Origin of the sequence: Dysgonomonas sp. (assembly GCF_035323175.1) — a bacterium.
Lineage (GTDB): Bacteria > Bacteroidota > Bacteroidia > Bacteroidales > Dysgonomonadaceae > Dysgonomonas.
In genome coordinates this window covers 112,714-132,489 of the sequence record NZ_DAOKYH010000009.1, presented here as the reverse complement: position 1 = coordinate 132,489, position 19,776 = coordinate 112,714, and the positions used below count along the sequence as shown (strand labels likewise).

Annotated in this window: 20 protein-coding genes; 14 read left to right on the top strand and 6 right to left on the bottom strand. The window is 36.5% G+C overall.

Going from position 1 to position 19,776, the window contains the following annotated elements:
• Positions 1-16: 16 nt before the first annotated feature.
• Positions 17-1,210: an outer membrane beta-barrel protein gene (locus PKC55_RS11960; protein ID WP_291127536.1), complete on the bottom strand. Its 1,194-nt coding sequence runs from the start codon at positions 1,208-1,210 to the stop codon at positions 17-19.
• 147 nt (positions 1,211-1,357) lie between these two features.
• On the opposite strand from PKC55_RS11960, the gene PKC55_RS11955 reads away from it, so the two are divergent.
• From PKC55_RS11955 to mazG, 3 genes are all read left to right on the top strand, one after another.
• A complete protein-coding gene (locus PKC55_RS11955) occupies positions 1,358-3,004 on the top strand; it encodes a phosphoethanolamine transferase family protein (protein ID WP_291127539.1) in 1,647 nt (548 codons plus the stop codon).
• Between the two features lie 152 nt (positions 3,005-3,156).
• Complete coding sequence (locus PKC55_RS11950) at positions 3,157-5,193, top strand: protein-disulfide reductase DsbD family protein (RefSeq protein WP_291127542.1); 2,037 nt, start codon at positions 3,157-3,159, stop codon at positions 5,191-5,193.
• A gap of 46 nt (positions 5,194-5,239) precedes the next feature.
• Positions 5,240-6,022: a nucleoside triphosphate pyrophosphohydrolase gene (mazG, locus tag PKC55_RS11945; protein WP_291029588.1), complete on the top strand. Its 783-nt coding sequence runs from the start codon at positions 5,240-5,242 to the stop codon at positions 6,020-6,022.
• Between the two features lie 86 nt (positions 6,023-6,108).
• Here the strand turns inward: mazG and glgP are convergent, their stop codons facing one another.
• Both glgP and PKC55_RS11935 read right to left on the bottom strand, forming a co-directional pair.
• Positions 6,109-8,694, bottom strand: coding sequence for an alpha-glucan family phosphorylase (gene glgP / locus PKC55_RS11940; RefSeq protein ID WP_283686857.1), 2,586 nt, complete (start codon positions 8,692-8,694; stop codon positions 6,109-6,111).
• Positions 8,695-8,838: 144 nt separating this feature from the next.
• Positions 8,839-10,491 carry a glycogen/starch synthase gene (locus tag PKC55_RS11935; RefSeq protein ID WP_291130551.1) on the bottom strand — a complete coding sequence of 551 codons (1,653 nt, stop codon included), beginning with the start codon at positions 10,489-10,491 and terminating at the stop codon, positions 8,839-8,841.
• Positions 10,492-10,643: 152 nt separating this feature from the next.
• Here PKC55_RS11935 and PKC55_RS11930 point away from each other — a divergent pair, with 152 nt between their 5' ends.
• The 8 genes from PKC55_RS11930 (at position 10,644) to PKC55_RS11895 (ending at position 15,422) form a co-directional block, all read left to right on the top strand.
• On the top strand, positions 10,644-10,925 hold the full coding sequence (locus tag PKC55_RS11930; protein WP_135103604.1) for a hypothetical protein: 282 nt from the start codon (positions 10,644-10,646) through the stop codon (positions 10,923-10,925).
• On the top strand, positions 10,925-11,464 hold the full coding sequence (locus PKC55_RS11925) for a 1-acyl-sn-glycerol-3-phosphate acyltransferase (RefSeq protein ID WP_006842186.1): 540 nt from the start codon (positions 10,925-10,927) through the stop codon (positions 11,462-11,464). Before PKC55_RS11930 ends, PKC55_RS11925 begins: the two co-directional genes overlap by 1 nt.
• 416 nt (positions 11,465-11,880) lie before the next feature.
• Positions 11,881-12,702 (top strand): META domain-containing protein, encoded by an 822-nt coding sequence (locus PKC55_RS11920; RefSeq protein WP_291028982.1) that lies wholly within the window; start codon positions 11,881-11,883, stop codon positions 12,700-12,702.
• Positions 12,703-12,884: 182 nt separating this feature from the next.
• On the top strand, positions 12,885-13,355 hold the full coding sequence (locus PKC55_RS11915) for a DUF4252 domain-containing protein (protein ID WP_135103606.1): 471 nt from the start codon (positions 12,885-12,887) through the stop codon (positions 13,353-13,355).
• Between the two features lie 49 nt (positions 13,356-13,404).
• Entirely contained in the window at positions 13,405-13,908 is a 504-nt protein-coding gene (locus PKC55_RS11910; protein WP_135103607.1) for a DUF4252 domain-containing protein, read from the top strand.
• A gap of 1 nt (position 13,909) precedes the next feature.
• Positions 13,910-14,407, top strand: a complete 498-nt coding sequence (locus PKC55_RS11905) for a GFO_1088 family ECF-type sigma factor (RefSeq protein ID WP_252638229.1) — start codon at positions 13,910-13,912, stop codon at positions 14,405-14,407.
• Positions 14,404-14,964 carry a PG0215 family putative anti-sigma factor gene (locus PKC55_RS11900; RefSeq protein ID WP_291130557.1) on the top strand — a complete coding sequence of 187 codons (561 nt, stop codon included), beginning with the start codon at positions 14,404-14,406 and terminating at the stop codon, positions 14,962-14,964. Before PKC55_RS11905 ends, PKC55_RS11900 begins: the two co-directional genes overlap by 4 nt.
• The gene (locus PKC55_RS11895) at positions 14,961-15,422 is read left to right on the top strand and encodes a DUF4252 domain-containing protein (RefSeq protein WP_283686863.1); all 462 of its coding nucleotides are present in this window, start codon (positions 14,961-14,963) and stop codon (positions 15,420-15,422) included. Before PKC55_RS11900 ends, PKC55_RS11895 begins: the two co-directional genes overlap by 4 nt.
• Before the next feature lie 80 nt (positions 15,423-15,502).
• On the opposite strand, the gene gap is transcribed toward PKC55_RS11895, so the two are convergent.
• From gap to PKC55_RS11880, 3 genes are all read right to left on the bottom strand, one after another.
• Positions 15,503-16,507 (bottom strand): type I glyceraldehyde-3-phosphate dehydrogenase, encoded by a 1,005-nt coding sequence (gene gap, locus PKC55_RS11890; protein ID WP_006842178.1) that lies wholly within the window; start codon positions 16,505-16,507, stop codon positions 15,503-15,505.
• A 267-nt stretch (positions 16,508-16,774) separates the two neighbouring features.
• On the bottom strand, positions 16,775-17,644 hold the full coding sequence (gene rluF, locus PKC55_RS11885) for a 23S rRNA pseudouridine(2604) synthase RluF (RefSeq protein ID WP_291128226.1): 870 nt from the start codon (positions 17,642-17,644) through the stop codon (positions 16,775-16,777).
• Positions 17,645-17,888: 244 nt separating this feature from the next.
• Positions 17,889-18,902, bottom strand: a complete 1,014-nt coding sequence (locus tag PKC55_RS11880) for an NAD-dependent epimerase/dehydratase family protein (RefSeq protein WP_291128229.1) — start codon at positions 18,900-18,902, stop codon at positions 17,889-17,891.
• Positions 18,903-19,085: 183 nt separating this feature from the next.
• Here PKC55_RS11880 and rpmB point away from each other — a divergent pair, with 183 nt between their 5' ends.
• Genes rpmB through PKC55_RS11865 form a run of 3 tightly spaced genes read left to right on the top strand, consistent with a single transcriptional unit; the run spans position 19,086 to position 19,707 of the window.
• The gene (rpmB, locus tag PKC55_RS11875) at positions 19,086-19,325 is read left to right on the top strand and encodes a 50S ribosomal protein L28 (protein ID WP_006842175.1); all 240 of its coding nucleotides are present in this window, start codon (positions 19,086-19,088) and stop codon (positions 19,323-19,325) included.
• Between the two features lie 17 nt (positions 19,326-19,342).
• Positions 19,343-19,531 (top strand): 50S ribosomal protein L33, encoded by a 189-nt coding sequence (rpmG, locus tag PKC55_RS11870; protein WP_006842174.1) that lies wholly within the window; start codon positions 19,343-19,345, stop codon positions 19,529-19,531.
• A 14-nt stretch (positions 19,532-19,545) separates the two neighbouring features.
• Positions 19,546-19,707 (top strand): DUF4295 domain-containing protein, encoded by a 162-nt coding sequence (locus PKC55_RS11865; RefSeq protein ID WP_135103598.1) that lies wholly within the window; start codon positions 19,546-19,548, stop codon positions 19,705-19,707.
• The last annotated feature ends 69 nt before the right edge of the window (positions 19,708-19,776 follow it).

Below are 19,776 nucleotides of genomic sequence, written 5' to 3'. Positions count from 1 at the left end.
ATTTTGTATTATCCCATTAGAAGGTATATCCTAAAACTATGTTATAGGATTTGAATTTATCCGATCCATTTTTCTGAGCAGTGTCCACAGTACCGTTCTGTTGTATAGACGCTTGAAGTAATAGATTATGTTTCTTATTTAGAGCATAGCTTACACCTGCATTTATGAAATAACCAAAGTAAGAATTTCGGAGGCTATACAAATATTTTTTCTCTGGTGAATTCTGATAAGAATACTTAACATTATCAGCAAAGATGCGTGTGTATGCTAACCCTCCACCTATTAGTGGACGAATCTTTTTCAATGGTAATTTATATTCTAACCCAACTTTACCAGTTCCATATATTACATTCATATCAAAATTTAATTTATATCCGGAAAATACAACTTCATTAGAACCATCAATTCTTGAAAACGAGACTTCTAATTGAACTGCAAAAGATTGACTCCAACGAGGATTAAACACATTGCCTTTTAACCCTATAGTAGGTTGCATACCTCCAAACTTGTATTTTCGATCTTTATCATTAATCAGTGTATATGTGCCCCATTGTAATCCTCCAAAAACAGTTAATTGAAGAACACTCGGATTCTTATCAGGGTGTTGATTTTCAAATATTATACATTCTTCGCCGGTAGAACAAGTCTCATCGTGATACAACTTTGCTATATTTATAAATGACTTCTGTTTAAAATCAATATTACTTAACCGACTTGTTATTGTAGGGTAGTCTTTAAAGTATCTTTTCAGTGTATTCTTATATTTTACATCTTTAATAAGACGTAGACTATTAACATCTATAAAATCTTCTTTTTTTGTAATCTCAATTAAATCCCCATCTTTATCAAACAAATAATATACTTTACCATCTGATCTTAAATAATAGAGATCCATCATACCTTGAACCAAATATTCAAGAAAAAATTTCTGGGGAATACTATCTATTGTCACTTCACGTGTAACATAGTATTTTCCTTCATCTGAGAACTTATAACCCGCAATATCACCGGGATAATATATTTTTTCGGCTTGCTCAGATTTGAATGTACATCGTGTTGCATTTATGGCATCAGTCCTAAAATCGATCAAGCCATATATTGTATCGTTGTCATTGGTGATAACATAGCCTTTTTTATAATTACTTTGGGCTTTAAGAGATGCGAATAATACAAAAAAAATAAAAGAGCACAGATATAATTTTCTTTTCATAAATTCAGTTTTTCATAGTGTGAGATGTTAATACAAAAAGCGAATGTATTAAAAATTTAAACAAAAAAGAACATTTTTTAATATAAATTCCATAGCAAAAAATAATACCTTTGCTCATCAACTTACGCACGACTTTTTACCTCGTTAATGACTAAGATTAAAGAATATACAAAGTGGATAGGAAAACTTATATACAAATATAAATTTACTATACTGGCTCTAATATATATTGGTCTGATAGCCTTTTTGCCTATCAATTTAGCTCCAAGTATTCCGATGGCCATACATGTTGTTTCATTTGTATTCATCTTGAATATTTTAGCCAAGACCAAATACACATTTATAATTACATTTATACTCGCATTTATACTTACGTCCAATGCCTATTTCGCATTTGTCTTAGGAAGCGATATTTCGCTGGATATGATGGCCTCGATATTCGAGACGCATACGACAGAGGCCGCAAGTATGCTGAAAGGTGGAGTGGTGATCGGTGCTCTGATAGCATTAGCTGCTACAACTCTGCTTCTATGGTTATCAGAAAAGGAACTAAAGGAAGCTAGGCTCTCTATAAAATGGTCTTTAATCGGATTGTTAATTTATCTCTTCTTATTCCTACCGTTTGTTTGTTATAAACGCATCGCTTACGAATATCAAGAAGACCTGTTTACAGAATTCCCTATTCGGGTAGGGCAAGATAAAGTAAATATGTATGCACCAATTCTCTATGGCAATATAGCAACAATTATAGCTTACCAAGAAGAGATGGCGCAACTACGAAAATTCTCTGATCAGAGCAGTAAAAAGCTTCCTGAAGGAATACTACTCAGCGATACAGTACAAAAACCCGAAAAAATATATATTGTTATCGGAGAGAGTGCCTATCGCAAACATCTTTCTCTGTACGGTTATCCGATAAAAACAACTCCGTTTTTGGATAGCTTGGCACAGACTACACCCTCCCCTATAAATTACTATGATGGTATTGCGGCAGCAGCTTTTACACGGAATGCTTTACGTATAGCCTTGTCTTTTGCATCGCCAACAGATATGACCCCGTTTTATCAAGAGAAAACACTTATAAACCTAGCCAATGATGCGGGATATGAAACTTATTGGTTGTCTAATCAAGGAGCGTCGGGTATTCAAGATTCTTATTTGGGATATTTAGCTGCCGGAACAAACAAAGCGGTATTTACTAAAGGAGGGTATCTGGCTAATGACGATTTCGATCTTATCCCGATACTAAAAGAAGAGCATAAACCCGCTAAAAAACAGTTCTTTATCATACATCTGGTAGGAAGCCATAATAACTATTCGGATAGGTATGATAATATAGATGCCAAAGCAATACCAAGCTCGGGCTCATCCCTGCAAACAGACTACGACCGTTCTATACATCATACCGATAGGGTAATGCGTGAAATATATAAGGTAATGCAACAAGACTCCACAGCTGTCTTCTTCCACTTTTCGGATCATGGAGAGATACTAGGTAAAGGACACGGCCCTTGGAAAAATGGTATTGCCCAATATGATATCCCACTTATAACCATACAGAAGAACGAAAGTAGGATTAATTCCGTAATGGATAAATACATTGATCCTGGAACCAAGCTGATCAACAATTCGAGCACAATATATGTACTGGCTGAGATGATGGGATATATTATACCACAGAAGTACGTAGACAAATCTATTGAGGAAGGACGCTATGTGCGCCATAGCGATCAAAGCTATTCTCCATATTCAGAAATAAAAGAAGAACCCGAATATATCAAGTTTAAGTATTAATTAATAAAAAATAAAGACTATTACGATAAGCAAATATTGATAAATATAAATAAGTAAATTAATCATAAAAGCAATTGGGGTATCTATCTATATAGAGTCTTTTTACTAACTTTGGACTTCTTATTTTAAAATAATTCGTATAGATACTTTCTATGAAAAAAATATCATTCTTATTTTTCCTGTCAATTGTTCTGTCAGTATCGCTTTATGCGCAACAACCTGCGTCGTGGACAACCAAGCTTGTTGATAAAGGAAACGGAGAAGTTGAATTAACAACAACCTTTCGAATAGATCCTACATGGCATATTTTTGACATAACTATTCCTGAAAATGGACCGATGCCCACAACGATATCAATCGATAAGCTGAAGGGTGCAACTAAAGTCGGTAATCTGAAAGCAGTCAACTCCAAGTTGAAGAAAAAATATGACGACATATTTCAGATGGAGTATGGCTATTATGAGAATCAGGCTACTTTTGTTCAAACACTTAATATAACCGACAAAGCAGCTTTTGCTCTCGAAGGTGATTTTCGTGGACAGGTATGTAGCGAGATTGACGGGCAGTGTATTCCAATAAAAATTGATCTGGACTTCAAATCAAAAGATTTACCCGCTACAGTTGTTGCTGCTAAAGCAGGCGAATCCGATAGTACCTCTGAAGGATTATCAGCTGAACAAATTTCGGCTGACAGCTTATCTTCATCGGTATCAAGTACTACAGCAAGTGTAAGCAGTGAAGAACTTTGGACACCTGTAATAAGCGAACTGAAAGCTTATGGTGCTGCGGGAGATACCTCCGACATGTCACTTCTTTGGATTTTCCTCGGAGGTTTTGGCGGTGGACTTATCGCCCTACTTACACCTTGTGTATGGCCGATGCTACCTATGACCGTGAGCTTTTTCCTTAAACGAAATAAGAAAAACAAAGGCAAAGCGATAAAAGATGCTATTACCTACGGAGTGGGAATTATCATTATATATGTCACCCTCGGATTATTAATAACCGGAATATTTGGAGCCAGCGCTCTGAATGATTTAGCTACGAGTGCCATATTCAACCTGATATTCTTTGCATTGTTGGTTGTGTTTGCTATATCATTCTTCGGTGCATTCGAGATGGTTTTACCGTCCTCATGGACGAACAAAATGGACCAGAAAGCCGATTCTACCACAGGAATTATCAGCATCTTCTTTATGGCTTTTACTCTGGCACTCGTTTCATTCTCTTGCACCGGGCCTATCATAGGCACATTATTGGTACAGGCTGCCGGGTCGGGTAGCATAATAGCTCCTGCAATCGGGATGTTCGGTTTTGCTGTTGCATTAGCTATTCCGTTTTCATTATTTGCAATATTCCCTTCTTGGCTCGAAAGTATGCCAAAGTCGGGAGGATGGTTGAACTCAGTAAAGGTCGTATTAGGATTCTTAGAACTCGCGCTTGCCCTGAAATTCTTATCAGTAGCCGACCTTGCATACAAATGGGGTATATTAGACCGTGAAGTATTTCTAGTATTATGGATTGTGATATTCGTTCTGCTTGGAGTCTATTTGTTAGGTAAATTGAAACTACCGCACGACAGCGACCTGAAATATGTTTCTATTCCACGTTTACTTATGGCTATTGTATCATTTGCTTTTGCCGTGTATATGGTTCCCGGCTTGTGGGGGGCTCCTCTCAAAGCGATAAGTGCATTTGCACCGCCATTATATACTCAGGACTTTAGCCTATACAATGGAGTTGTTCATGCCAAGTTTGAAGACTATGAGGCTGGGATGAAATATGCTCAGGAGAAAAACAAACCTGTTATTATAGACTTTTCGGGCTATGGCTGTGTAAACTGTCGCAAGATGGAAGCTTCTGTTTGGACAGATCCTCGTGTAAAACAGTTGCTTGACGAAGAGTATGTACTTATCACCTTGATGGTAGACGACAAAACCAAATTGAATGAGGTGATGGAAGTTCAGGAAAATGGTAAGACTACAAAATTGAGAACAATAGGTGACAAATGGAGTTATCTGCAACGACATAAATTTGCGACAAACTCTCAGCCTTATTATGTTCTTTTAGACCATGCCGGAAAACCAATAGGACCATCATACGCATACGATGAAGATGTAAATAAATACATCGAATTCCTGAAAAAAGGATTGGATAATTTCAAAAAGAAAAAAGAAGAAGTAAAATAAAATGAAAGCAGGCAGTAGCCTGCTTTCTCTAAATTTATACACGATGATGCATACAAGAGAACAAAAAATGGAAGCCTTTGGACGTTTGCTCGACATCATGGATGAGTTGCGGGTAAAGTGTCCGTGGGATGCAAAACAGACAAATGAGAGCCTGCGTACCAATACGATAGAAGAAGTTTATGAACTTTGTGAAGCCATTATTCAGAATAGTGATGAGGCTATCAAAAAGGAGCTTGGAGATGTTTTGTTACATGTTGTATTTTATGCAAAAATCGGCGAAGAGAAAGGAACATTCGATGTAGCTCATGTATGTCATTCTTTGTGTGACAAATTAATATATCGCCATCCCCATGTATTCGGAGATGATGCTGCGAAAACAGCCGGAGAGGTTGAAAAATCGTGGGAACAACTAAAACTAAAAGAAAAGGGAGGAAACAAAACCATTCTTGAAGGTGTTCCGGCATCATTACCATCTATTGCAAAGGCTCACCGTATACAAGATAAAGCTCGCAACGCAGGATTCGATTGGGAGAACAGAGAAGACGTTTGGGATAAAGTTTCTGAGGAGCTTCAAGAGTTGAAAAACGAGATATCAAAAATGGATGAAGATAAAACAGAAGCTGAATTTGGAGATATGTTTTTTAGCCTTATTAATGCAGCACGTCTATATAAAGTGAACCCGGATAATGCTCTGGAACGTACCAATCAGAAGTTTATACGCCGCTTCAATTACATAGAACAAGAAGCAAAAAAGCAAAATAAGAATTTAAAAGATATGACCTTAGCCGAAATGGATGCTTTATGGAATCAGGCTAAAGAGATGGAATAATCTGCATAAAAGGATTTAACTATCTGATATAAATAAAAAAGACGCATTTTGTTAAATGCGTCTTTTTTGATAGTATCCTATTTATATTAGATCCAACGAACAAAAGCAAAATCCTGACGATGTGCCATATCCGCATGCTTCGGATATACACGGTAAGCAAAGTTGCATAGTCCCGGAATCTTGGCTATTGAATCCAATTCAAAATATAATTTCGAACCCTCTGCCTTAACAAGCTTAAAGTCTTGAGAAGAGATAAACTTGTCTGTTTTCTTATCCGCATCATATTCGGTAAGCACACAGTCTATGCCCAAATCGCCTTTCATATCTCTCTTGTCAATAACAACTTCCACTTTAATCTTTTCACCTTCAGTAAAATTGTTTGATGCAAGCGGAGTTCCGTCTTTTATATTCTGACCATTGAAAGTAATCTTCTCTACTACAAGCTTGTCCCAATTAGTGGCAGTATCTTCTTTCCATGCTGCCAATTCTTTCGCCTTAGCATAGTTATTCGCTGTAACCAGTTTGATGCGTTCTCTTTCTGGCTTATAGAAGTTCTTGATGTAATCATCAATCATTCGCTTAGTTGTATATTCAGGCGCAATATTAGCGATCGAGTTCTTTATAAACTGTATCCACTCAGGCGAATATCCTTTAGAGTTACGTGCATAGTAAAGAGGTAATATTTCATTCTCGAAAGTAGAATAGATCTCAGCTGCATCTAATTCGTCCTGATAAGCCTGATTGGAATAAGTACGTTTATCAGTAAGGCACCAGCCGGCCTCTTTTTTGTAACCTTCGTACCACCATCCGTCAAGTACAGAGAAATTAAGAACTCCGTTCATTTCGGCCTTTTCGCCTGATGTACCCGAAGCCTCAAGTGGACGAGTCGGTGTATTCAACCAGATATCTACTCCTGAAATCAAACGTTTCGCTAAACGCATATCATAATTTTCAAGGAAGATTATCTTTCCAAGAAATTCAGGACGGCGTGATATTTCTACAATCTGTTTGATCAAGCCTTGCCCTGCTCCATCTGCAGGGTGAGCCTTACCTGTGTATAAGAACTGGATTGGATATTTTTCATTATTTACCAGCTTTGCCAAACGGTCAAGGTCTGTAAATAGCAAATGGGCACGCTTGTAAGTAGCAAAACGACGACCAAATCCAACGAGTAATGCGTCGGGGTTGATTTTATCTACAATATTGAAAATAGCTGAAGGAGCCTTTTGACTCTTTATCCAGCCTTCTTTCATTTGTTCCTGTACATAGCTGATAAGACGTTTTTTCAAGATAGAACGAACATTCCATAGCTCTTCATCTTTTACACTATATATATTATCCCAGATTTCGTGATTGGACTGATCATCATAGAAACTCTTGTCAAATGTTTTTTCATACAACAACTTCATTTCTTTTGCTGTCCAAGTCGGCATATGAACACCGTTTGTTACATGTCCTACGTGTAACTCTTCAGGGAAATAAGCCGGCCAAACAGGCTGAAACATCTGACGGGAAACAATACCATGTAGGTAACTAACACCATTAGCCTCAAGGCAAGTATTCAGCGCAAATACACTCATGCTGAATTTCTCACCACTTCCCGGATGCTCACGTCCCATATCTACAAAGTCTTGCCAAGAGATACCTAACCGTGCAGGATAGTTCCCTAAATATTTACCAAGAAGACCCTCGTCAAAATAGTCGTGTCCTGCAGGAACTGGAGTATGCACAGTATACAAACCTGAAGCACGTACAACCTCTAATGCTTGATTAAATGTAAGACCTTCACCTTCGATCAGATCGAGTAAACGCTGTACATTAATAAGGGCTGCATGACCTTCGTTGCAATGATAGATTTCTTTTTTGATACCTAATTTATTAAGCAACAAGATACCTCCGATACCAAGTAAATATTCTTGTTTCAGACGATTTTCCCAATCTCCACCATATAATTGGTGAGTAATAGGTTTGTCATATTCGCTATTCAAGTCGATATCCGTATCGAGTAAGTATAGGCTTATACGCCCTACATTCACTTTCCATATATTTGCGTATATATCTCTATCCGGATACGGAACAGCCAAAATCATCTGATTGCCATCCTCATTCAGCACGGGCTCGAGAGGAAGGTCTCCGAAGTTTTGAGGCTCATAGTTTGCTACCTGCTGGCCGTCAGGAGAAATAGACTGGGAGAAATATCCGTAACGATAGAGGAAGCCCACTCCTGTAAGATCTACATGACTGTCACTTGCTTCTTTCAGATAGTCTCCGGCCAAGACTCCTAAGCCTCCCGAATATATCTTTAATACATGAGTAAAACCATATTCCATACTAAAATATGCAACAGACGGTTTTGATGTATCAAATTTTTGAGACATATATTTATCGAACTTCTTAATAACGTTATCTACTTTATTCATTAAGGTAGCGTCTTTAAGAATCTCTTCTATTCTTTCATTAGATAATTTATGGAGCAATAGAACCGGATTATTGTCTGAATCTTTCCATAGTTCCGGATCAAATTCGGCGAAAAGATCAGTAGCTTCATTGTTCCATACCCACCATAAATTACGTGAAATTTTTTCAAGCGGTAATAATTCTTTTGGTAAGTTCACTTGTGTATGCGCACTTCTCCATGTAGGATTATTCGAATAACTTGCTTTAATTCTCATAGATGTTATATATTTAAACTTGTGATTATCTGATGTTGTTATGTATAATTGTAAAAATACAAATATAACATATTTAGCAACCTTTATCGTTATATTACCTAATTATAACTTTTATAAAAGCTGCAAACGTTTGCAAAGTTTAATTTACTTTCTTTCAGAAGCTTTAGCTAATGCTATATCATAGGCTTCTTCATAATATTTGAAAAAATGAGCCCAATCTGCCAATGCAGCTCTATCGAGTGCAGCCTTACGCAGGATACGTTCTTGTTCTGCACTTTTGGTCGTCATTTCAAACACCCTGTTACAAATATCTTCCGAAACTTCTATAAAATTATAATCGTCTCTCGTTACTACCTCTGCTCCGTCATCCATTCCTTTTTCATCTCCTTCTTTACGCATCCACAAGCCAAATCCGGCTAAGGACGTAGTTATAGTAGGAACTGAAAAAGCGATACTTTCGTGTGGCGTATATCCCCACGGCTCATAATATGAAGGGAAAACAGATACATCCATTCCTATCAACAAGTCATAGTAAGGAATATTAAAAATACCATCATTCCCATTCAGATATGAAGGTACAAAGATAATTTTCACTCTATCTTCCTTTCTGTTCTGTAGTCGCAAATACGAAATTTGATTCAGGATAGAGTCATTATTCATGTTTTTCAGCCAGTGAGTAATATGAGGAAAGGTCAATGATGTATCAGGGGTTCCCTTTTTGCTTAATCTTTCTTGCAGGTCTGTACGGGGAGTATCTATCCACGCCGGAACCATAATGAATGCAATCACATCTTTTTCGAGTTGCTTAATGTGCTCCAACCTACTCATTGCATCGATAAATACATCAAGCCCCTTGTTTCTGTATTCATAACGTCCGCTTGTTACCACCAGAAGGGCATCTTCTTGTATATCATACCCTAATAACTTTTCGGTAACATTGATTAGTTTTTTTCTTGCTGCAAGACGCTTGGCTTCGTGTTCTTCGCCAACAGGTATAAAGTCTTTCTCGAAACCATTTGGTGTTACCAAAGGTTCACGGTGAAGTAATTGCTTACATTCTTTAGCGGTTATATCGCTCACTGTAGTAAAACAATCTACTTCCTGAGCAGCCGTTTTCTCAACAGAATGCTTTGCTTGCATATTTAATTCACGAGCCATCTGATCGCTATCGTATGCAAACAAATAGTTATATAATGGTTTGCCATTCCCTGCTATAGAGCGACCGATGGATGTAGCATGGGTAGTAAACAGTGTGCCTACTTTTGGCAAACGATCTTTTACATAGAGTGCACCTATACCTAGCATCCACTCGTTGAAGTGTGCTATGACTTTCTTTTTGTCAAGATTATAATATCTGTAGAAACTTTCGATTATCGCACCTGTAGCATAGGCAAACACACACGCTTCGTCGTAATCGCCGTACGCATGCAGAGAGTCTACTCCAAATTTGTGCCACATGTAGCTATATATCTCATCTTTATGAGCAAAGAGGCTTTCAAAATCAACAAGTATCACAATAGGTTCACCCGGAACGAGCCATCTCCCGACTCTTACCTTCAACCTATCGTATATCGAAATTGTCTTTACCCATTCGGCAAACAACTTGTTGTCTTCTTGAAACCAAGGGCTTGTAGTCTCTTTCCAAATATCAGGACCGATAAAGATTGTTCTGTCTTTATACTTTTCCTGCATTGTTTTTGCTTTGGTTGACAGCACGGTATAAATGCCTCCAACCTTGTTACATACCTCCCAGCTTGTTTCAAAAATATAATCAGGATTATTGAGTCGCTTTGCCATAAATGATGCTAATTCGTGTCTTACGTTTATGAATAAATAGAATTAAATAAAAGCAAATAAGGGCTATCGTTCTCTTTTTTTAGTAACTTTGCCCTCGCTTTTAGAAACCGCAAAGGTAACAAAGATAATAAACATATAAATATATTTTGACTGTGAGTAGTAGAAGAAAGCTTAAAAAAAGTATAAACGAATCAATAGATTTATTATATACTGACTGTGTATTTTACAAAGTATTTGTAATAGATGCTGACCAGGCAGCTGCAGATAAAGTAATAACCCGAATAGTAGAAACTCAGGAAGAATTTCTGAAGAGAGTGAATGTAAACGAGGGAAAAGAAGTTAAAGGCAGAGTAAAAGCTTATTACAAAAAGGTTAAAGCTGATTTCAAAGAGCAGATTAACTCTATTGCCAAAGAAATAGAATCTTTAGGTTAATGAAAAGTATATGTAATTTTATCCTCCGCCTTATAGGTTGGAAGATTACAGGTCTGAATAATTTACCAGACAAATGTGTTATATGTGTTGCCCCACATACCAGTAATTGGGATCTACCATTGGGACTGATTGTTTATAAAGCGATGGGACGAAAAGCATCCTTCCTGATCAAAAAAGAATGGTTTTTCTTTCCCATGAATCTATTATTCAAATTGTTGGGAGGAATCCCTGTCGACCGTTCCAGAAAGTCATCACTAACAGAGCAGATGGCAGAAATATATTCTAAAAGAGAAAATTTTCAACTAGCCATAACACCTGAAGCCACCAGAAAAGCCAACTCCGAATGGAAAAAAGGCTTTTATTTTATAGCGATGGAAGCCGATGTGCCTATTGTAATTGCAGCTCTTGACTATGGTAAGAAGGAGGCAAACTTCAAGCAGATAATAATGCCTACAGGTGATGTAGAAGGAGATATTGCCAAAATAAAAGCTCTTTACAAAGATGTAGTAGCTCGTCGTCCCGAACACTTCTCGATATAAGAAAAAGGATAACAAAACAAAATATTTATTATTTTTAAAACTCTGACTTAAACATTTAAGTCAGAGTTTTTTGTTTGTTCTTGTTTCTTAATCTCATTTTTAATTTAGGCTTGAATGAAATATAATCAAAAATCACGACCCAATAAACGGTTGAACATAACACCTTAAATATCTGTTTATTTATATACATGACCTTAAACTTATATTGTAAAAACGGAGTCTTGGTGATTTATAAAACAGGTGCGCATGCAACGAACCGACTCTATTTTCGTCTAAAAGATAATTTACAATAGAAATGAATATACGTATATACATTGCTTTATTTATATGTATAATTCCGGAGGATAATTCAATATAGAATATTAATAGTAAAGAAAAAACTACATAAATATTGACAAAATTAAAAGAGAAACATTATGAAACACTTTTTAAAATCAGCAACCTTTTTTGTTACAATTCTTACTTTAGCTTTCGTTATTCAAAGTTGTAATTCTGTAAAACCTATCGAAAAAGCTCAACTAGAAGGTGGTCCTTGGGTTTTGAAAACACTCAAGGGAGAGCCTGCACAAACAGCATTCTCGGGAGAACTTCCGAATATAAATTTTGATTTTTCGAAAAACCTGCTATCTGGTAGTGGAGGTTGTAATCGTTATACAGGAGGTTTTACATTGAGTGAAAAAAATATATTTTCTGCGCCTCAATTAGCATCTACCATGATGGCATGTATGCATGCGAATAAGGAATCTGAGTTTTTAGCAGCTTTATCAACTCCTAATCTTGTGGTTTCTCTGTCAAAAGAAGGGCAACTCACATTTTCGGAAGGAAAAAATGTATTATTAGAGTTCGAAAAGTCTCAAAAAACAGCCACTTCGGAAGTAACAAACATTGTAAATGTTGATAATATATCAGGAAAATGGACTTTGAGTTCTATCGAAGGGGAAGACATGGCAGTATTATTCCCCGACAAACCAGCCTCGATGGAAATAACAACAGACGGTAAAGTTTTTGGTAATGCAGGATGTAATACCTATCGCAGTACTTTCACTTTAGAAGAAAACACGATTAAATTCGGTCCTGCTATGTCTACCAAAATGGCATGTCCGAGCTTAAAAGGTGAATCTTTATTTCTTTCTAAATTGTCTACACCTCTACAAGCAGCTTTAACAGGAGATAAACTCACCTTTTTGAGCGAAGGCAAAGTTGTACTGGAATTTACAAAAGACACAGGCGATAAATAAATAACGATAAAAACAAGATAATATGGAGCTGTATTTAAGTAGAATACAGCTCTTTTTTTACTTCAATACTTTTTTTTGCATTTTCACTGTAACAAATTTTTGGGTTGTTTCGTCTTAGTAATAGAAAGTGGATGAAAGCGCACATCTAACAAATTTATAACGACTCAAATATAAAAACATTTATGAAAAAGTATTTAATTTGTCTGGTATTAACTATTGCGTTGGGCCAGATAGCATACGGTCAAAGTTTAAACAAGTTGATGGATAACTTATCTAAAGTAGAAAACATTGAAACCGTTAAAATCGGACCTTTTATGATGACTTTAGGAAAAGCATTTGGAGGAGTGGGTGATATGCCGGTTGCCAGAGGAATACATTCGATGGAAGTATATGACCTATCAAGCTGCAACTCTGCTGTAAAGCAAAATCTAACCGACCAAATGGAAAAATTAAAAGATGGGGACGGTTACGAAACGCTGCTCATGGCTAAAGACAAAGATGATAATGTACGCATTATGATGAAAAAGAAAAACAATACAATAAGCGACATGGTTATACTTTGTATGAGTGCAAACGACCCGACTATAGTGAAGTTTTCGGGTAAAATAAAAGAAGAGGATCTGACCCAATTAGTTCAGAAATACGACAAATAGCATCTATTAAAATTACGTAAACACAATTATAAATAAAAAACAGAACATTATGAAAAAGTATATTTTTTCTTTAGTATTGACCTTCGTTGCAGTACAATTCACTTATGCTCAAGATCTGAATAGTTTTATGTCTGAGTTTTCGAAACAAGAAGGTGTACAACGACAATTAGTAGATCGCTCTATGCTCGATATGTCTATGAAGGCAGCCATGACTGCTGATTCAACCGGGCAAATGGTTTCCAAAATGCCGGCATTCATGCAAAAGATAGACTCTATAGAAGTTCTTGCTATTGAAAAATATAGTCCTGAGGTAAAAACTAAATTTCTGGAAGGTATTCAAAGTTTCAAAGATGGAAATGGATATGCAACCCTACTATCGGTGAATGAAGCCGACGACAATGTGAAAATTATCTCGCACAAAGAAGGTGACTTATTTACCGGTGTATACATTCTGGTATTAGATAATGAAGATGCTGTGATTGTAAAGATGTCCGGCAACCTTACCGAATCGGATCTTACGGAAATACTTAAAGAACAAAATAAAAACAAATGAGATGGATGCAGAAACTTTTAAAAAAGTGTTTCTACCATATCATCAGAAGTTATACCGAATAGCATACCGAATAGTACAGGATACAGCCAATGCAGAAGACATAGTGCAAGAAACGTTCATCAAGCTCTGGAACAAGAAAGACGAATTGGAGCAGATCGAAAATACAGAAGGCTTTGCCATTATCATCGTTCGCAACACTTGTCTCGATTATCTGAGAAAAGCAAAGAATGACTATCATACGTCATATGATACCGAAATACCCGAGAGCTCATCTCTGTCTAAGCAATTAGAAATACAGGATGACGCTGCATATGTAAAAGATCTGATAAATAAGCTACCCGATCAGCAACGGCAGGTGATAATGATGAAGCACTGGGATGGATATACCGATGAAGAAATAGAAAACATTACCGGAATAAGCCCCGGAAATATACGGGTTATACTATCCAGAGCAAGGAAAACGATAAGAGAGCAATACTCTAAAATAGAACAAAGATGAAGACAAGCGAAATAAAAAAATTAGTCGAAGCTTTTTACAATGGAGAGACTACAATAGAAGAAGAAAAGCTATTGCTAAGTTATTTTCAGGGTGAAGATGTTGCGGAAGAATTGCTAAAAGAAAGGGATTTATTTCTCGACTTATACAAATCTGAGCCTATTGACGTTCCTCTTCATTTAGAAGCGAAGCTAGGCACTCTGATAGATGAACTAGCAGCAAAGGAAACAGTAAAGGTAGAACTAAAACCTGCATCAAAGAAGAAATATATACTGAGGTGGGCAGGAAGCATCGCCGCGGGTATAGCGATATTAATTACAGCAGGCATATATTTCAACAAACAGGAGAAGGAAACAACGGCACCTATAGCTCAGACCATTGATAAGACTATCGACAAGGCAGACGAACAAAAGATAAAGGAAGCTCAAGAAGCACTAGTCCTGTTATCGTCGAAGTTCAATAAAGGTATGGATCAACTGGCTTTAGTATCAACAAATCTGGATAAAACAAACGAAATATTAAATAAAACTTTCAACAGAAAAAAAGATAAAGAATCATGAAATTAAAAGGATTACTAACAGCATTTGTGTTTATGCTCAGTCTTATAGCTGTTCAGGCACAAGATAAAATGTTTGAAAGATTCTCTAACAACAAGGATATTACAACTGTATACATTTCTAAAGCTCTTCTGTCTATGGTTCCTAATATGGATACCGGAGGTATGAATGTAAAAGGTTTGGCAAATAAGCTGGAACAACTCGAAATATACACCAGCGAAAACAAAAACTCTATCAAACAGATGATGCTTGAAGCTGAGTCTTTGAAGAAGAATAAGGCATTCGAATCTCTGATGTCTGTAAGAGAGAGCGATCAGATAATCAATTTTTATGCACAGAAAGACGGTAACAACAAATTCAAAGACTTGGTAATGGTTATAAGTCAAAATACCGAATGTACTATTATTCGTATCGTAGGTAGTTTTACGATGGAAGATATCAAAAAAGTAATGGATAAATAAAAATATGATCCTTGCTATTAAATAGTAAAGAGGCTGTCTAAATATTAGACAGCCTCTTTACTATATATAGATAACTTGTATTATCCGTTTACTTTAGCCATAGCTGCGATAAGATCAAGACATTTGTTAGAATATCCCCACTCATTGTCATACCAGCTAACTACTTTAACGAAAGTTGGGCTCAATTGGATACCAGCTTTTGCATCGAAGATTGAAGTACGAGCATCGCCAAGGAAGTCTGAAGAAACTACTTCTTCGTCTGTATATCCTAGAACACCTTTCAATTCGCCTTCTGATGCATCTTTCATAGCTTTGCAGATATCATCGTAAGATACTTCTTTAGAAAGACGAGCAGTAAGGTCAACTACAGAAACATCCAATGTAGGAACACGGAATGCCATACCTGTAAGTTTTCCGTTTAGTTCAGGAATAACTTTACCTACAGCTTTAGCAGCACCGGTAGAAGAAGGAATGATGTTACCGGCAGCAGCACGTCCACCTCTCCAGTCTTTAGCTGAAGGTCCGTCTACTGTTTTTTGAGTTGCAGTAGTAGCGTGTACTGTAGTCATCAAAGCTTCAACGATACCAAATTTGTCGTGCAATACTTTAGCGATAGGAGCAAGACAGTTTGTAGTACAAGAAGCGTTAGAAACGAATTGAGTTCCTTTTACATATTTATCTGTGTTAACTCCACAAACGAACATAGGGGTATCGTCTTTTGAAGGAGCTGACATTACTACATATTTTGCACCAGCGTCGATGTGACCTTGAGCTTTTGACTTTTCAAGGAAAAGACCAGTAGATTCAACAACATATTCAGCACCTACTTCGTTCCATTTCAAGTCTGCAGGATTCTTTTCAGCAGTTACACGGATAGCGTTTCCGTTAACAACCAATTTACCGTCTTTAACTTCAACTGTTCCGTCAAATCTACCGTGCATAGTATCGTAACGCAACATATAAGACATATATTCTACGTCGATAAGGTCGTTGATACCTACAATCTGAATGTCATTTCTTTTTTGTGCAGCACGGAAAACAAGACGTCCAATACGTCCAAAACCGTTAATACCTACTTTAATCATTTTGTTTTAATTTTTATAGTTAAAAAATCGAGTATATCCAACTTAAAAGCTTTTGAGAAGATGTGAAATTATGTTATAAAACATGCTTTCTAAAAAGCTGTACAAAGTTAATATTTTTTTCCTTATCAAATAATTTTGTTTATTATTTTTAAGGGCTATAAAGCTGTTTGTTGTGGTGACAATCACCTTTTTAGCCTTTTTGTAAAGTCGAGTTATCTTTTTTACACATTTCTTTTAACTAAAAAAAGACCCTCTGCCACCCTCTTTTTATTTTCGGGTTTTCTTCCTTACACTTGATTTTCCATTTCTCATACCACTACCACCTTCTTTGTATCCTGCCTGCATCTTTTTCTCTTTGTATGAATTAGCAGACTTGCCTTTAGTTTGAGGAGTCTTTGTTTCTTGTGGTTTTGTCTTCTTTTTCGGCGCACTCTCAGTTTTTACAGAAGATGCTGTTTTCTTACGCAGTATTTCCAATTCTTCTTTTGTAATATTACGCCATTGACCAACTTTTATGTTACCCAACTTTATATGCATTATTCGTATGCGCTCGAGCCTCACAACATTATATCCGAGATATTCGCACATACGCCGTATTTGGCGGTTCAGTCCCTGTCGCAATATAATATTAAACGAATGAGTCCCCGTTTTAACGACTTCACATTTACGAGTAACAACTCCTAAAATTGACACTCCGCCTTGCATCTTTTTAACGAAATCCTCATTTATAAGCTTATCCACAGTTACATGGTATTCTTTTTCATGATTATTGTCGACGCGCAGCATCTTATTCACCATATCTCCTTCATTGGTCAGGATTATAAGACCTTGCGAATCTTTATCAAGCCTCCCTATCGGAAATATTCGTTCGTCATGCCCAACGGCATCAATAATATTATTGGGTTCATCCACATCTGTGGTACTTACAATTCCAATCGGCTTATTGTAAGCAATAAAGACAGGCTCAGTATTACAGGTAACTGTCTCTCCATAGACTTTCACTTCTTGCCCGGCCAGCACCTGACTTCCGATAGAAGCTCTTTTTCCATTAATTGTAACACTCCCCTGTTCTATCAGTTTATCAGCCTCTCGTCGCGAACAATAACCGCTATCGCTGATATATTTATTTATACGCATTTACTTTATTTAAGATGTTTTTTGTTAGAAACAATTTGAGATATTTCTTCGAAGTTACAAGACCGACAATAGAAGAATCAAAAAAAATTAGTGGCACATATTTTACGGATATAGATAAACTAAGATGTGCCAGATGAAAAGTAGGCAACCCCACTTTACGCATTAAATATTTTGAGGTCTACTCATCTTTTTTCAGCACGAACCTCTATGTAAAGTTACACATTTTTAGCGATAAACGCTAATTCTACAACCATCCATTTTCTTTATACCAACTCACAGATTCTTCGAGCCCATCCTTCAAGTTGTATTTAGCAGTAAAACCCAGATCGTTTACAAGAGGGGTTATATCACACTCCCAATTGCGCTGTTTCATTATTATATATTTATCCCTATTCAAGGTCGAAGGCTTCTTTGTTATCCTGGAAATACTTTCAGCCACAATAGAAACAGTCTTCAATATCCACAAAGGAACTTTAAGACTCAATACATGTTTCTTTTCTATAACTTGCTTTACCAACTGCGTATACTCCTTGTCTGTATACACATCTCCGTCGGCTACAAAATAAGCTTTATTCTTGAGTTCCGTCTTCAGCGCAAGAAATACGGCATCCACCAAATCTTTCACATATATGAAAGTCAGGTGTTGTGGCTTAAAACCGGCACCCACATCAAGTCCGGATTTGACAGTCTTTATCATCAGAAAGTAATCCTTTTCTCGAGGTCCATATACACCTGTAGGACGTAATATTATATAAGGGAAATCGTCCATAGAGCGCAGATAACATTCTGCTTTCAGCTTACTCTTCCCGTATGCCGTATTAGGATTCGGCGTATCGGTTATCTTAATAGGAGTATAATTTTCTTCATCTCCTACACCAAAAGCACTGAGACTGCTCATCAAGACAAATTTATCGGGAACAGCTTCTACTTCTCGCAATGCATCGATAAGGTTGGCTGTATATCGAAAATTTATTTTATCAAAATCTTCAGCATCTAAACATTTAGTGACTCCGGCATTGTGTACGACATAATCAAACTTGCCATATTTCTTTTTAAAGTCAGATAGCTGTTCTTTCAATTTATTTTTATCCCCAAAGTTCAGGTCTAAAAATTGAATACGATCATCCTTCAGATACTCACGACTGCTGCTTTTACGCACGCCTGCCCAAGTTTCACACCCTTCCTCCAAAGCCTTCTCGACAAGAAAACTCCCTATAAAGCCACTGGCTCCTGTAATCAAAATACGTTTGGTACTCATATCGAGAACAAATTTACAACAATCTGCGTATTCCTTACATTTTCAAAATCAATTAATTTATTTATTGCGTTTAGTGTAACTTTAACCTTTTAAATATTTGTAGGTTTGAAAAATATAACTAAATTTGCAACCCGATTTTGCACGATAAAACTAAAAAATAAACATATAATAAATACAATAGCAATGTCCAAGATTTGTCAAATTACAGGAAAGAAAGCTATGGTTGGCAATAATGTTTCTCACTCAAACAGAAAGACTAAGAGAAAATTTAATGTCAATCTTTTCAGAAAAAAATTCTACTGGGTAGAAGAAGATTGTTGGATCAGCCTGAATGTTTCTGCTGCCGGTCTTCGTACAATCAATAAAATTGGATTGGATGCTGCGCTTAAAAGAGCGGCTGAAGATGGTTTTTTGAACGCATAAATTAGGAGGATCAAGAAATGGCTAAGAAAGCAAAAGGAAATAGAATCCAAGTGATACTTGAGTGCACAGAGCACAAAGCAAGTGGTATGCCAGGCACATCACGTTACATCACTACAAAGAATAGAAAAAATACTACTGAAAGATTAGAATTGAAAAAATACAATCCTGTTCTTAAGAAAGTTACTGTACATAAAGAAATAAAGTAAAAACAATATAAACCATGGCAAAGAAAGCAGTAGCAGGTTACCGCGACGCTTCAACGAAAGACGGTCGTAACTATGCAAAAGTAATCAAAATGGTAAAATCTCCTAAAACAGGAGCTTACACATTTAAAGAAGAAATGGTTCCGAATGAATCAGTAAAAGACTATTTCACGAAATAATCTTGTTAAAAATATCTAAAAAACCTCCTTCATTTTCATGTGGGGAGGTTTTTTATTATCCATTTCGTA

What these genes read in the sequence shown, in the direction of transcription:
- PKC55_RS11905 (WP_252638229.1), top strand. Translation starts at nt 13,910, where the DNA reads ATGGATGCAGAAACTTTTAAAAAAGTGTTTCTACCATATCATCAGAAG.
- PKC55_RS11910 (WP_135103607.1), top strand. Translation starts at nt 13,405, where the DNA reads ATGAAAAAGTATATTTTTTCTTTAGTATTGACCTTCGTTGCAGTACAA.
- PKC55_RS11880 (WP_291128229.1), bottom strand. Translation starts at nt 18,902, where the DNA reads ATGAGTACCAAACGTATTTTGATTACAGGAGCCAGTGGCTTTATAGGG.
- rpmG (WP_006842174.1), top strand. Translation starts at nt 19,343, where the DNA reads ATGGCTAAGAAAGCAAAAGGAAATAGAATCCAAGTGATACTTGAGTGC.
- rluF (WP_291128226.1), bottom strand. Translation starts at nt 17,644, where the DNA reads ATGCGTATAAATAAATATATCAGCGATAGCGGTTATTGTTCGCGACGA.
- PKC55_RS11925 (WP_006842186.1), top strand. Translation starts at nt 10,925, where the DNA reads ATGAAAAGTATATGTAATTTTATCCTCCGCCTTATAGGTTGGAAGATT.
- PKC55_RS11900 (WP_291130557.1), top strand. Translation starts at nt 14,404, where the DNA reads ATGAAGACAAGCGAAATAAAAAAATTAGTCGAAGCTTTTTACAATGGA.
- PKC55_RS11895 (WP_283686863.1), top strand. Translation starts at nt 14,961, where the DNA reads ATGAAATTAAAAGGATTACTAACAGCATTTGTGTTTATGCTCAGTCTT.
- PKC55_RS11960 (WP_291127536.1), bottom strand. Translation starts at nt 1,210, where the DNA reads ATGAAAAGAAAATTATATCTGTGCTCTTTTATTTTTTTTGTATTATTC.
- PKC55_RS11865 (WP_135103598.1), top strand. Translation starts at nt 19,546, where the DNA reads ATGGCAAAGAAAGCAGTAGCAGGTTACCGCGACGCTTCAACGAAAGAC.
- mazG (WP_291029588.1), top strand. Translation starts at nt 5,240, where the DNA reads ATGCATACAAGAGAACAAAAAATGGAAGCCTTTGGACGTTTGCTCGAC.
- rpmB (WP_006842175.1), top strand. Translation starts at nt 19,086, where the DNA reads ATGTCCAAGATTTGTCAAATTACAGGAAAGAAAGCTATGGTTGGCAAT.
- PKC55_RS11950 (WP_291127542.1), top strand. Translation starts at nt 3,157, where the DNA reads ATGAAAAAAATATCATTCTTATTTTTCCTGTCAATTGTTCTGTCAGTA.
- PKC55_RS11915 (WP_135103606.1), top strand. Translation starts at nt 12,885, where the DNA reads ATGAAAAAGTATTTAATTTGTCTGGTATTAACTATTGCGTTGGGCCAG.
- gap (WP_006842178.1), bottom strand. Translation starts at nt 16,507, where the DNA reads ATGATTAAAGTAGGTATTAACGGTTTTGGACGTATTGGACGTCTTGTT.
- glgP (WP_283686857.1), bottom strand. Translation starts at nt 8,694, where the DNA reads ATGAGAATTAAAGCAAGTTATTCGAATAATCCTACATGGAGAAGTGCG.
- PKC55_RS11955 (WP_291127539.1), top strand. Translation starts at nt 1,358, where the DNA reads ATGACTAAGATTAAAGAATATACAAAGTGGATAGGAAAACTTATATAC.
- PKC55_RS11920 (WP_291028982.1), top strand. Translation starts at nt 11,881, where the DNA reads ATGAAACACTTTTTAAAATCAGCAACCTTTTTTGTTACAATTCTTACT.
- PKC55_RS11935 (WP_291130551.1), bottom strand. Translation starts at nt 10,491, where the DNA reads ATGGCAAAGCGACTCAATAATCCTGATTATATTTTTGAAACAAGCTGG.